This window comes from Archangium lansingense (assembly GCF_026626635.1).
Taxonomy (GTDB): Bacteria; Myxococcota; Myxococcia; order Myxococcales; family Myxococcaceae; genus Archangium; species Archangium lansingense.
In genome coordinates this window covers 7247370-7259379 of record NZ_JAPNKA010000001.1, presented here as the reverse complement: position 1 = coordinate 7259379, position 12010 = coordinate 7247370, and the positions used below count along the sequence as shown (strand labels likewise).

The following is a 12010-nucleotide window of genomic DNA, read 5'->3' as shown; positions in this document are numbered from 1 at the left end:
GGTAACACAGCCATGTGATCAGGGGAAGCCCAGGACTTCCGAACATATACGAAACATATAATGCACGGATTGCGCGATTAGGCCCGAGTCAGGGAAATCAGTACAAAAAGGTTCCCTACATGTATGCAATTGTCAAAGAGCGTGGCCCCCTCTGAGTGGGTTAGCGGTACACCTTGCGGCCCACACGAACGCGCCGTCGATAAGCAGCACGCTGTACGCGGCCACATGCCCCGAGGGCAGGACGAGCGGCTCGTTCTCCCATGCTCCCGGGGGGCCCTGCATCCAGTCAGGGGCGAGCGTGCGGCCCGCCCCGACCGCGATGGCCCGGCAATTCCCCTCACGCCCGGCCCTGACGTGCATCCCGCGTCGATGCGAGTGCCCGAACGCCACGATTAGACCCCGCCCGCCCCACTCGTCCGCCACCTTCGCCGCGTGATGCTTCGGCAGGTGGCGCCCGATCTGGTGTCCGTGCAGCAGCCGCAGACGACCGCGCTTGAGCGGCTGTGCTTTCTCGGGCACCCACTCGATCCCGAGCTGCTCGAAGTCCAGGTCGCGGGCGAACCTCCCCCAGAAACCCGCGACGGCTGCCCCGGGGCGCGTCGGCGGGTTAGTAGGTGATCGAGCTGAACGCCTTCGGCTGGCGCAGCTTGAAGTCGCCCTTCACGATTGCGCGGATGGTCGTCTCGTCGTGCTCGGCGCGGGTGTCATGCTCGGAGAGGATCAGATCCTCGTCGATCCCGTAAATGAATTGCCGCCAGTCCGCCGAGAAGACGATCTTCGTCACGGGGACGCGGGTCGTCATCACGAAGGGGAAGCCCCGGATCGTGCCCTTGTCGAGCATCTCCTGACGGAAGATGAAGATGCCCGTGTCCTTGAGCTGCATCAGCGCAGTCGCCCGGGTCGGGTGGATCGCCCACGCAGCCGCGCCCATGCGAACATGCGCGGTCAACGGCAGCTCGACCGCCTTGTCGATGTCGGCCAGGTAGGCAGCCGCGGTCGTGCCAGTGTTTGCGAAAGTGTTCCCGCCGTCGAGCTGAGCGAAGAGCCCCTTCGGAGCGGCCCCGGTCCCGTCGCCGTTGAACCCGGCTTCGTCCAGGCCATCGGCCACGGTGGCGCGCAGATCCTCGCCAACGCCAGCATCGCCAACGCCCGGCGTGCGAAGCAGGTCGTTGCTGACGTCGGTGAGGACCATCCCCTTGTGCGCCTTGAGCACGAGCTTCCCGTACTTCGGCGCGCTCCTCGGGACAGTCTCCCCCTCGCCAACCCATTTGAAGTCAGAAGTCCCGGTCTGCCTGCCCATGTGCAACTCGCCCTTGAACGGCTGGGTTCGCACGCCGAGCTTGAGCAGGGCCGCCTCGGGCCGCAGGAACTCGATCACTTCGCCGCTCTGCTGGATGGGCACGAGCACGCCCGCCGAGTCGAACTTGCTGAGCTGAACCGCCTTCTGCACGTCGGCATTGCCGAAGCGCTTTGCCGCGTTGATCAGCTCGGACGCGCCCGTGTGGCGACCCACGGCGAGGACGCTCTTCGTGAACGCGCCAAAGTTCGCGACGCTCGCGTAGACGCTGCCCTCGCGCGTCGCCCTGTCTGTACCAATGCGTCCGGGGGCGCTTCGGGAGGCGGCATCGACCAACTCCCGCGCGACCTCCGGACCAAGCGCCTTGACCATCTCTGCGATTTGCTGGCGATTCATCTTTTAACACTCCTCGGATGTGTTGCTTGAAAGCCTCGCGGGGGGTCGTCCACCCGCGTCAGGCTTTGTGTCTTCTAAATAAATGGGTGCGATTTTTGTCTGTGGCTCATTCGCCGCTGACGGAGTCGGCGCTCACTTCTGCCGAGCTGCCTGCGGAAGGCGTCGCAGTCTGTTGGGGCGCGCTTGGTTGCTGGCCGGGCAAAAGCCGGGCAGTGGAGCCACCAGACGCGAGAGACAGCACGGCGGGCCTGTGGAGGGGCTCCAGGAGCGCGGCAGCCGACGCTCGGGCGCGTGCGGTGCCAAGGGCGGGCAGCGGCACCTGGGGGCCATGGAGCGTGCCGGGGTGTGCCTGCTCTGCCCGTAGCCGACGCAGCGGCATCCAGCCGGTTATGGGGGCCGTTTCGGCTAGTAAAAGAAAATCCACGCCCGGGGGGGAAGCAGCCGAGCGCGAAACCACCTCGACACACACGGTCGCCTGCGCACTCCACGCGCCGAGCCCTGCGCGCCCCGTTTTGAAGGCTGGGGTGTCCAAACCGGCCTGCCTACACCGTCAGGTTCTCGCCTAGACTTCATAGAGCCATGTCCGAACCCCGCCGTCACCACGAACCCCGCCGTCACCACCTCGTGCCGCAGATGCACCTCAAGCGCTTTGCGGACCTCAAGCGCCGCATCGTCATGGTCTCCCGAGACCAGAAAAAGCGCTTCCCCATCGACATAAGGAACGCATGTGTCCAAACGGATTACTATGCCGTAGAGACAGACAACGGACGGACGCAAGAGGTTGAAAAGCGCCTGAGCCACATTGAGAGCAAAGCCGCTGCAGCCATCGAAAACATCCTCAGCGACAAGTTCCCTCCTTCTGAGGAGGACCGGGTGGCGATCGCCATGTTCATTGGGTTTCAATGCGTGCGTGGAGACGAGAGCCGTCAGGGCTACGAACAACTCGTCGACATGATGACCAAAAAGAACGTTGTCAAGTACCTCCGCAAGCAAGAAGGTCGCGAGCCGACTGAAGAGGAGATCAAGACCCAATGGCTCCTCTTGAGCAACCCGGACGCCACCACCATCAAGCAGAATCAGAATGCGAGCATCAAGATCATGTTTGAGCTGGGCCCTAAATTCGCGGAATACATGGTCCATCGCAGGTGGACACTCGTTGACCACGGCGAGCCTTGTCTGCTCACATCCGACACGCCAGTCGCGAGACGATCTAAGCCAACTGGTCCGGGTGACTTTGTGGTTCACGGGTACGGCACAGCGGACCAGATTTGGATGCCACTGTCTCCTAGGCACTCTCTGGTTCTGGACCGGAAGGAGGGACTCGAAGAACGGGTGTTGCATGTGGGGTGCAAGATAGGCCCTGAGCTTGGGGCAGCACTGAACAAGCTTGTCGCCTACAATGCCCGTCGCTGGATTTTCCATCACCCGGATACGGACCCACTGAGGGGAATCACGCTTCCGCCAGTCGATCCAGTATTCAGGATTGGCTGACCCGCTGGGCGCATTATCCCTGAGACACTATCCGCGAGCCCGGATCCGCGCGTCGCATGCTGGCACATCAGCACACCGGACAAGCCAGCGCCGTCGCCAGTGTCCGTCGTTGTCCTGCCATTCCGTGAGGGATAGCTCGACCTGTCCTCGCATTAGGCGCGCGTTGCACAGCTCACAGCGGCCCGTGTACAGGTTGCGGCGTCGGTCTGCTGGCCGGTCTGCGCAAGCCATGTGCAGCGCACCGACCGCGCGCTCGTAGGTGATCACCTCGCCCTGCTCGATGACCAGCGCGCACGCTGCACACTGCCCGCGCCGCTCAGCCACCAGAACGGGCACAGCTAACCCACCGCGCTCGTTCTGCCGGTACTGTCCCGGAAGCATGAGGTAACGAACGCTGACAGCGTTAAGAATGCCCTTCGCAACCTTGCGCTCGACCTTGCGCGCGAGGTCGTCTTCGTCGTCAAAGACGATGTCGATCATCAGCGCGTCGCCGTCGACGTAGACGCGCCCCTTACCAATGGGCAGCGCGGGCTCGGCCCCCGTGCTCGCCGCCTGCGCGCCGTCGTCGTGGTTGAACAAGACGACGCCGTTCGCGTTGTAACCCTCGACGCGCCAACCCTTCACGCTCAGGCGGTCGGAGTACCGATCGAAATCACCGTCGCTCGCCTTGAAGGTGTAGACACGTTGACCGCTCCCAGCCTCGACGGCGGTTAGCGCAGCCGCATCCTTCCGAACCGCTGCAAGCTGAAGAGAGCGTGTGATCGCATTGGGCATCGCCCTCGCTAAATGGGTGCGGTTTTTGTCGGTGGCTCATTCGCCGCTGACGGCGTGGGCGCTCACTTCTGCCGAGCTGCCAGCGGAAGGCGTCGGAGTCTGTTGGGGCGCGCTTGGTTGCTGGCCGGGCAAAAGCCGGGCCGTTGGGCGACCTGGACGCGAGAAACGGCACGCTGGGCCTCTGGCGGGCTCCAGGAGCGCCGCAGCCCATGCCTCGGGAACTTGGGGGGCACGACACCAGAAACGGCGCGGCGGGCCGTGGAGGGCTCCAGGGGGGACAACAACCGGCGCGCGGAGTTAGGGGAAGGCACCTGGACGCGGGCAGCGGCACGGGGGGCGTGGAGCGTGCCGACGTGTGCCTGCTCTGCTCGTAGCCGACGCTGCCGCATCCAGCCGGTTATGGGGGCAGTTTCGGCAAGATTTCAGGGGGTACGGGCGGCAAAACAAACAGGGCCCGCGAGATTTTTTGGAAATTTTCTCAGCGTGTGCGACCTCCGAGCAAGGTTGAGAGCGGCCCCGCATCGGAAAAACTTGCCGGGGGGGCGTCCTTCCAGGCGCGGCACACGGAGGGAAACGCTAGCACTGGCACGCGATCAAGCCGTCACGACCTGAATCTATAAACCCCATACGAAAAAGGTCGTGTAGTATATGAGAATATATATACATATATGAGGTAGAAGGCTGTGGAGGTTTAGGAAACCAGCTCAAAGCCGCATGACGTGAGCCACTTCTCACCGGCGAGGCTGCCTGCCGTTCAAGGCACCAAGCCCCCAGACCCGGCAAGGTGTCACGCTGTCAAGCCGTCAAGCCTTGAATCTATAAACTCCTATAGAAAAAGCTCATGTAGGATATAGGAATATATGAGGTATAGGGATATAGGATTGTTGGAACAGCCCAATTGACGCTTGACGCTTGACGCCCGCCGCTTTTCCGCTGCCGCTGCTGGCCTGGGCCACGTCAAGAATCCGCACCCATTTAGGCGTTGTGGAAAAGCCCATCCTGTCGCCAGCTCCAAGCCTGCCCACTCCCCCAGGGTCTGATTCCAGTGCGCCTGAATTCCTCACGGTTGACGAAGCCGCCATTCTCCTGCGCGTGAACCGGAAAACGCTCTATGAGTCGATCCGGCGCGGCGGGGTGCCGGGAGCGGTCCACCTTGGTCGATCTGTCCGACTTCGCCGGAGCGTTCTGCTATCCTGGACGCCGGGTAACAGCAGTCCCGCGCTTGGAAAAAAGCCATGAGCGTCAGACTGCGGAAGTGGAAGACCAAGGAGGGCAAGGTGCAGGAAGCGTGGTGGATCGACGTCAAGTATCAGCACCCGAGCGGGAGGGTTGAGCGCGTGCGCAAGGCATCGCCTATCAACACTCGCCGGGGCGCTGAGGAATACGAGCGTCAGATCCGGCACGCACTCCTCACGGGTTCCTTCGGAAAGGAAAAGCAGAGCGAGGCGGGCCGGATTCCCACGGTGGAAGAGTTTGTCCAGCGCTTCCTCACGTACAGCGAGAACAACAACAAATATTCAAGCGTTGTCTCCAAGCGCCAAATCCTCGACCAGCACGTCATCCCGGCTCTTGGCCGTATGCCGTTGGACTCCATCGGTCTGGCTGAGATCGAGGACTTCAAAGCGGCCATGCGCAAGAAGACGTCGGGAGCCCGCGCCCGAAAGGATGCCCCCACAAAGGCAGCCATTCGCAAGCGTAAGGACATCCAGCCCGCGCTTCTGAGCCTCAAGACCATCAACAACGCGCTAACGGTGGTTCGCAAGATGCTGTCGCTCGCACAGGAGCACGGCATCATCACGCACGTTCCGCGCGTCAAGCTCTTCAAGACTGCGAAGGCGGCGTTTGACTTTCTCAGCTTTGAGGAAGCCGAGCGGGTGGTCGCCGCTGCGGCCCCTGACTGGCGCGCGGTCGTGCTCGTGGCGCTCAAGACGGGACTGCGGCAAGGCGAGCTGATCGGGCTCCAGTGGGCCGACGTGGACTTGCAGCGCGGCAAGCTGCACGTCCGGCGGACCATCTGGCGCGGGGTGACGGGGCTTCCCAAGGGCGGGCGCGAGCGGGCGGTCGATCTGCCGGGCTCGGCCCTGGAAGCGCTCAAGGCTCACCGGCACCTGCGCGGTCCCTACGTGTTCTGTCAGGCAGACGGGCAGCCGCACACGAACGGGACCATGAAGGGCCCTCTGGAGCGTGCGCTTCGCGAGGCGGACATCTGCCGCGAGCAGGGGCGCATCGGCTGGCACGACCTGCGGCACACCTACGGGAGCCACCTCGCGATGCGTGGCGTGCCGCTCAAGGCGATCCAGGAGCTGATGGGACACGCGACCATCGAGATGACAGAGCGCTATGCCCACCTGTCCCCCGAGGTACGGGCGAGCGCCGTGCAGCAGCTCGACCTTCCTGTGCCCCAGCTCCAAGCCGCTCCGGCCAGAAGCGCCGAAGGGGCACACTGAGGGCACATGCGGAAACGAGGGCAAAGAAAAAGCCCAGCAACCCCTCGGGATTGCTGAGCTTCTGAGTGTGGAGGCGGCGGGAATCGAACCCGCCGCCTCGGGGCCGCTTGATTAGTAGCGGTAGTGGTCGCTCTTGAAGGGACCCTGCTTGGACACGCCGATGTACTTCGCCTGATCATCGGTGAGCTCGGTCAGCATCGCGCCCAGCTTGGTGAGCTGGAGGCGGGCCACCTTCTCATCGAGCTCCCGCGGCAGCATGTACACGCCCGGCTTGTACTTGCCCGGGTTGGTGAAGATCTCCACCTGCGCCAGCACCTGGTTGGCGAAGGACGAGCTCATCACGTAGCTGGGGTGGCCGGTGCCGCAGCCCAGGTTCACCAGACGCCCCTCGGCCAGCAGGATGATCCGCTTGTTGTCCGGGAAGATGATGTGATCCACCTGCGGCTTGATGTTCTCCCACTTGTACTGCTTGAGGCCCGCCACATCGATCTCGTTGTCGAAGTGGCCGATGTTGCACACGATCGCGTTGTTCTTCATCCGCTTCATGTGCTCGTGAGTGATGACCTGGTAGTTGCCCGTCGCCGTCACGAAGATGTCGGCCTTGTCCGCCGCGTACTCCATGGTGACGACCCGGTAACCCTCCATCGCGGCCTGGAGCGCGCAGATGGGATCGATCTCGGTCACCCACACCTGGGCCTGCAGGCCGCGCAGCGCCTGCGCCGAGCCCTTGCCCACCTCACCGTAGCCGGCGACCACGGCCACCTTGCCAGCGATCATCACGTCCGTGGCGCGCTTGATGCCGTCCACCAGGGACTCGCGGCAGCCGTAGATGTTGTCGAACTTGGACTTGGTCACCGAGTCGTTGACGTTGATGGCCGGGAACGCGAGCTTGCCCTCCTTGGCCATCTGGTACAGGCGGTGCACGCCCGTGGTGGTCTCCTCGGTGACGCCCTGGATGTTCTTGAGGATCTTCGAGTACCAGCCCGGCTTGGCCGCCAACTGCTTCTTGATGGAGGCGAAGAGGACGGTCTCCTCCTCGCTGCCAGGGTTGTTGAGGACGGAGGCGTCCTTCTCGGCGCGGGTGCCCAGGTGGATGAGCAGCGTGGCGTCGCCACCGTCATCGAGGATCATGTTGGGCGTGCCACCGTCGGCCCAGTCGAAGATGCGGTGGGTGAACTCCCAGTACTCCTCGAGCGACTCGCCCTTGTAGGCGAACACGGGGGTTCCGCCGGCGGCGATGGCGGCCGCGGCGTGGTCCTGGGAGGAGAAGATGTTGCACGACGCCCAGCGGATCTCCGCCCCGAGGGCCTCCAGGGTCTGGATGAGCACCGCGGTCTGGATCGTCATGTGGAGCGAGCCAGCGATGCGAGCGCCCTTGAGGGGCTGGGTCTTGGCGAACTCGTCGCGGATGGCCATGAGACCGGGCATCTCGGTCTCGGCGATCGCGATCTCCTTGCGGCCCCAGTCGGCCAGCTTGATGTCGGCGACGCGGTAGTCAGTGAACTTGGTCAGATCGATTGCAGCCTTCATGCGGTGCTCCTCGGAAGGGCTGAATGTGGGGGGACGGGACCTGCTCGCCTCCCGGGCATCCAGCCACGAGTCAGCGAGCGCCGTTCACGAACCTGAGCCTGGCGGGGAGAAATCCCGTTGCAGCGCTCCTCAGGGTGCGCGGACCCTACAACAAGAGGGCCACGTGTCGCCACAGAAGTGAACCCCCCGAGGGGTCGGGCGAGGGGGAGGGCGCGGGACAGGGGACCGGGTGTGCCCCCTGAAAGTCGGGGCTGGGCTCACCCGCCTTCCAGGCAGGAAAACTTCCTCCCGGCCGGCTTCTTTGTCACCGTGAGTGCATCGCTCCGGAACATCCAGTGACCGGGAGCTGGGGGAGAAATCCATGAGCAGGAGAATGGAAGGTAAGGCAGCGCTCGTGACGGGGGCGGGTTCGGGGATTGGCCGTGCGGCGGCGGTGCTGTTCGCACGTGAGGGGGCGCGGGTGATTGTCTCCGACATCAATGTCGCCGGTGGTGAGGAGACCGTGGCGACCATCCAGAAGCAGGGGGGCGAGGCACGCTTCATCCGCTGCGACATCTCGAAGCCCGCGGAGGTGGAGGCGCTCATTCGCGGCGCGGTGGAGGCGTTCGGGCGGCTGGACTGCGCCGTGAACAACGCGGGCATCTCCGGGATCATGCTCCCCACGGGGGACTACCCCGAGGACATGTGGGACCGGGTCATCGCCACCAACCTCAAGGGGGTGTGGCTGTGCATGAAGCAGGAGATCCAGCAGATGCTGAAGCAGGGGGGCGGCAGCATCGTCAACACCGCCTCGGCAGCGGGGCTGGTGGGTGTCCCGATGGCACCGGCGTATGTGGCCGCCAAGCACGGAGTGCTGGGGCTCACGAAGACGGCCGCGCTGGAGTACGCGAAGGCGAACATCCGCATCAACGCGGTGTGTCCGGGGGTCACCCGCACGCCCATGATCACTGCGGCCACCGCCGGCCACCCGGAGATCGAGGCCGCCGTGGTGGCAGCGGAGCCGGTGGGTCGGATGGCGGAGCCGGAGGAGGTGGGTGAGGCCCTGGTGTGGCTGTGCTCGGGCGCGGCGTCCTTCATCACGGGTGCCGCGCTTCCGGTGGATGGAGGCCTGGTCGCCCAGTAGCGCCGGGAGAAACATGAAGCTCTTCGAAAAGTTGCTGCAGGAGTCCTCGCTTCACGACCTGGCCGGCTCGGCCTCCAAGCGGGCCGCGCTCAAGGCGAAGCTGACACCCTCCGACACCGTGAAGCAGGTGGCCAAGGACCTGAAGGTTTCCGAGGGAGAGGACCTGCACTTCGACGGCGGCCTCGTGGTGAAGGGCAACCTCGTCATCGAGGACCAGGGGCGCCTGCTCGTGGCCGGTGACCTGGTGGTGGAGGGCAACATCATCCACGAGGGCTTCGACTACTCCCTGCTCTTCGTCGGCGGCTCGCTCGAGGCAGACAACCTCCTCTTTCACGGCGAGGTCGTCGTCCTCGGAGGCTTCACGCTCAAGGGCGTCGCGTGGACCTACTACAATGACTACTCCACCTATGCCGACACGCTGTCCGCCAACCTCGTCGTGGCGGATGACCGCGAGGACGCCATCGGGAAGGTGCGCGCGGACCACCACCTCGTCGGCCACTCCAGTGAAATCGGTCCCAAGCTGAGCAAGCTGCTCGAGAAGGGGCTCGTGGATGAAGAGGGCGGGTGGTCCTACTCCACGCTTGCGAAGAAGCTGCTGAAGAAGGAAGCACTGCTGCCGTGACGCGCTACGGTTTCATCGACACGACAGGGGAGCTGGTCATCCCCAGCCCCCATGGAACGCCCTTCGCCTTCAACGAGGGGCTGGCCCGCATGCCGGCAGGGGATGGCTGGGCCTTCGTCGACGTGAAGGGACGGCAGATGCTGAAGGTGAAGCGCGCCTTCACGGGCTTCAGCGACGGGCTGGCGCTGACGGATACGGGCTTCATCGACGCGCAGGGCACGCTCGTGTTGCCGGTGGCGTTCAAGGCCAACTTCACCAGGTACGTCATCGCGGGAGCCTCGTACTCGAACGTGGGCCGCTTCGGCTCGGGGCTTGCTCCGGTGATGCGCTACGGGGCGAAGGCCTCGGACGGCTACATCAATCCCCAGGGCGAGGTGGTGCTGGATGGCTTCGGAGGAGGACTGGCCCGCCCCTTCCTGAAGGGCAAGGCGCTGGTCACCCTCAAGAAGCCCCCCAAGGGTGAGCGCCAGCGCCTCATCGACCCGGAGGGAACGTGCCTCGCCACCTATCCCTTCGAGACGATGAGTTCCGCGTTCTCGGAGGGCCTCGCGCTGGTGATGAAGGGAGAGAAGTTCGGCTTCGTGGACGAGGCCGGCGCGTGGGTGCTGGAGCCCACGCTCTCCTACTGGGAGGGCGGGCTGTCCGAGTGCTGGTTCAACGAGGGGCTCGCCCGGGTGAAGGTGAAGGGGCGCTATGGCTTCATCGACAAGAAGGGGGCCCAGGTCATCGAGCCCCGCTTCGAGGCGGTGAATGGCGCGTTCTCCGAGGGCCTGGCCGCCGTGAAGGATGGCGGCTTGTTTGGCTACATCCGGCCGGATGGAAGCTGGGCGGTGACGCCTCGCTTCGCCGTGGCCCAGCCCTTCTCCCACGGGCGCGCCGTTGTGTTGCGCGCCGAGTGAGCGTGTCCTACTTCGACGGGGTGGGGACAACTGCTCGGCGGCGAGCAACTCGTCGCGCCCGCGCAGCAAAGGACGTCACTCTCGAGGAGTTGGAGGCGCTCCTCGAGTAGATACGCGCGGGGCCCCCGTCACTTCTTCGCCGCCCGCGTGCTCGTGGTGGCGGGGGTGTACTCCAGCTCGTCCAGGATGGCCTTCTGGAGCGCCTTGCGATTCTCCGGGAAGCCCTGGTTGGGGTACGGCCTGCCATGGCTCACGAAGGGCTCGTACTGCTGGTACATGGGGTCGGAGCGCGCCGGCTCCTGTTGATAGAAGGACCGGTTTGCTTGCAGCAGGTAGCGGGGCAGCGCACCTTCCGGCGCGTCCTTGCTGAACGCGATGAGGGTCCGCACCTCGGGAGTGCTCATGTACTTCGCGAACGCCTGGGCGTCTCCCTGGCACGTTCCGGTGCAGTGCGAGTTGAACACCAGCGCATCCACGAACACCGCCGGGTGTGTTCCCTCGCCGAGCGGCACCGAGGTGACCTGGGGCAGAGGCAGCGCGGGATTGGCCTTGCGGATGAAGAACAGGCGCTCCGTGTAGCCCATGAATCCGTTGGCCTGCCCCTTCGCGAAAGCCTCCTCGGCCAGCGTGTTGTCCGCGTAGGTTCCATCGAGGCACGGGTTGCTGCTCTGCTCTCGAGCACAGCTGTCCACCACCGCCTCGAACGAGTCCATGGCCTTCGCGTCCAGGGGCAGCGCGATGGCACTGGCGAGCTGAGCCGCTGGGTAGGTATCCGCCCACGCGTCCATGTACGAAGAGGGAAGCGTCCAGCTCCCGCTGAAGTTCGTCGCGAGGGGGAGCTTCCCCGGTGCGATGTCGGAAAGCGCCCGGACGAGCGACCTGCCATCGGTGGCGGAGTGGACGAGGGTGCTTCCCGAATAGACGACGTTCGTGCACAGGTAGGTCGGCACGCCGTAGCTCTTCCCCTCGATGGAGACGGCCAGCCGTGCGGCCGGGTACACCTCCGCCGCGGTCTCCTGTACGGGTTGGATCCAGCCTCTGGACACGAGATCGCCGAGGAGCAGGGTGTCGATCTCGATGACCTGCGCGGCCCCCTCTCCCTCGCCGAGGAGCTGGTTCAGGGTGCCCCCCTCGCTCAGGTCATACACGTCGAGGTTCACGTCGAACACGATGTCCAGGTCGATGCCCGGGTGCTGATCCTCGAAGCCTTTTTCGAGCGCCTGCTCGAGGCTGGCGAACCCATCGCCCGCTGAGTCCGGGATGTATGGAAAGAGCACGGCCTTGAGGGGCCTGGGCTTCTCGGGAGGCTCGTCCGGCGGTTCACAGGCGGTTGCGGACAGAAGAATGGCGCAGGTCAGGACTCTTTTGATCACGGGGTGACTCTCTCTCGGATTGTCTGGAAGAGCAGCTCGATGAGGCGAGAAGTCTGAG

10 protein-coding genes and 1 riboswitch are annotated in these 12010 nt (G+C 64.5%); of the genes, 6 read left to right on the top strand and 4 right to left on the bottom strand.

Annotated features, from left to right (window positions below; translation table 11 throughout):
- Positions 1-607 precede the first annotated feature (607 nt).
- Complete coding sequence (locus OV287_RS29075) at positions 608-1693, bottom strand: phage major capsid protein (protein ID WP_267537305.1); 1086 nt, start codon at positions 1691-1693, stop codon at positions 608-610.
- A 579-nt stretch (positions 1694-2272) separates the two neighbouring features.
- Here OV287_RS29075 and OV287_RS29070 point away from each other — a divergent pair.
- Entirely contained in the window at positions 2273-3184 is a 912-nt protein-coding gene (locus tag OV287_RS29070; protein ID WP_267537304.1) for a DUF4238 domain-containing protein, read from the top strand.
- A gap of 27 nt (positions 3185-3211) precedes the next feature.
- Here the strand turns inward: OV287_RS29070 and OV287_RS29065 are convergent, their stop codons facing one another.
- A complete protein-coding gene (locus OV287_RS29065; RefSeq protein ID WP_267537303.1) occupies positions 3212-3958 on the bottom strand; it encodes a hypothetical protein in 747 nt (248 codons plus the stop codon).
- Positions 3959-4942: 984 nt separating this feature from the next.
- On the opposite strand from OV287_RS29065, the gene OV287_RS29060 reads away from it, so the two are divergent.
- Together OV287_RS29060 and OV287_RS29055 are read left to right on the top strand one after the other, a co-directional pair.
- Entirely contained in the window at positions 4943-5197 is a 255-nt protein-coding gene (locus OV287_RS29060) for a helix-turn-helix domain-containing protein (RefSeq protein WP_308809838.1), read from the top strand.
- Positions 5194-6405: a tyrosine-type recombinase/integrase gene (locus OV287_RS29055; protein WP_267537302.1), complete on the top strand. Its 1212-nt coding sequence runs from the start codon at positions 5194-5196 to the stop codon at positions 6403-6405. Before OV287_RS29060 ends, OV287_RS29055 begins: the two co-directional genes overlap by 4 nt.
- 111 nt (positions 6406-6516) lie before the next feature.
- Here the strand turns inward: OV287_RS29055 and ahcY are convergent, their stop codons facing one another.
- Complete coding sequence (gene ahcY, locus OV287_RS29050; protein ID WP_267537301.1) at positions 6517-7935, bottom strand: adenosylhomocysteinase; 1419 nt, start codon at positions 7933-7935, stop codon at positions 6517-6519.
- A 68-nt stretch (positions 7936-8003) separates the two neighbouring features.
- A riboswitch (S-adenosyl-L-homocysteine riboswitch) is annotated at positions 8004-8072 on the bottom strand.
- Between the two features lie 224 nt (positions 8073-8296).
- Between ahcY and OV287_RS29045 the strand changes: the two genes are divergently transcribed.
- Genes OV287_RS29045 through OV287_RS29035 form a run of 3 tightly spaced genes read left to right on the top strand, consistent with a single transcriptional unit; the run spans position 8297 to position 10579 of the window.
- Positions 8297-9058 (top strand): SDR family oxidoreductase, encoded by a 762-nt coding sequence (locus tag OV287_RS29045; RefSeq protein WP_267537300.1) that lies wholly within the window; start codon positions 8297-8299, stop codon positions 9056-9058.
- A gap of 13 nt (positions 9059-9071) precedes the next feature.
- Positions 9072-9680, top strand: a complete 609-nt coding sequence (locus OV287_RS29040) for a bactofilin family protein (protein WP_267537299.1) — start codon at positions 9072-9074, stop codon at positions 9678-9680.
- Entirely contained in the window at positions 9677-10579 is a 903-nt protein-coding gene (locus OV287_RS29035) for a WG repeat-containing protein (RefSeq protein ID WP_267537298.1), read from the top strand. The genes OV287_RS29040 and OV287_RS29035 overlap by 4 nt, the downstream gene beginning before the upstream one ends.
- Before the next feature lie 128 nt (positions 10580-10707).
- Here OV287_RS29035 and OV287_RS29030 read toward each other — a convergent pair whose 3' ends face one another.
- Positions 10708-11952: an extracellular solute-binding protein gene (locus OV287_RS29030; RefSeq protein ID WP_267537297.1), complete on the bottom strand. Its 1245-nt coding sequence runs from the start codon at positions 11950-11952 to the stop codon at positions 10708-10710.
- Positions 11953-12010 lie beyond the last annotated feature (58 nt).

Coding starts and splice junctions, on each gene's coding strand:
- OV287_RS29070 (WP_267537304.1), top strand. CDS start 2,273: ATGTCCGAACCCCGCCGTCACCACGAACCCCGCCGTCACCACCTCGTG.
- OV287_RS29075 (WP_267537305.1), bottom strand. CDS start 1,693: ATGAATCGCCAGCAAATCGCAGAGATGGTCAAGGCGCTTGGTCCGGAG.
- ahcY (WP_267537301.1), bottom strand. CDS start 7,935: ATGAAGGCTGCAATCGATCTGACCAAGTTCACTGACTACCGCGTCGCC.
- OV287_RS29040 (WP_267537299.1), top strand. CDS start 9,072: ATGAAGCTCTTCGAAAAGTTGCTGCAGGAGTCCTCGCTTCACGACCTG.
- OV287_RS29055 (WP_267537302.1), top strand. CDS start 5,194: ATGAGCGTCAGACTGCGGAAGTGGAAGACCAAGGAGGGCAAGGTGCAG.
- OV287_RS29065 (WP_267537303.1), bottom strand. CDS start 3,958: ATGCCCAATGCGATCACACGCTCTCTTCAGCTTGCAGCGGTTCGGAAG.
- OV287_RS29045 (WP_267537300.1), top strand. CDS start 8,297: ATGAGCAGGAGAATGGAAGGTAAGGCAGCGCTCGTGACGGGGGCGGGT.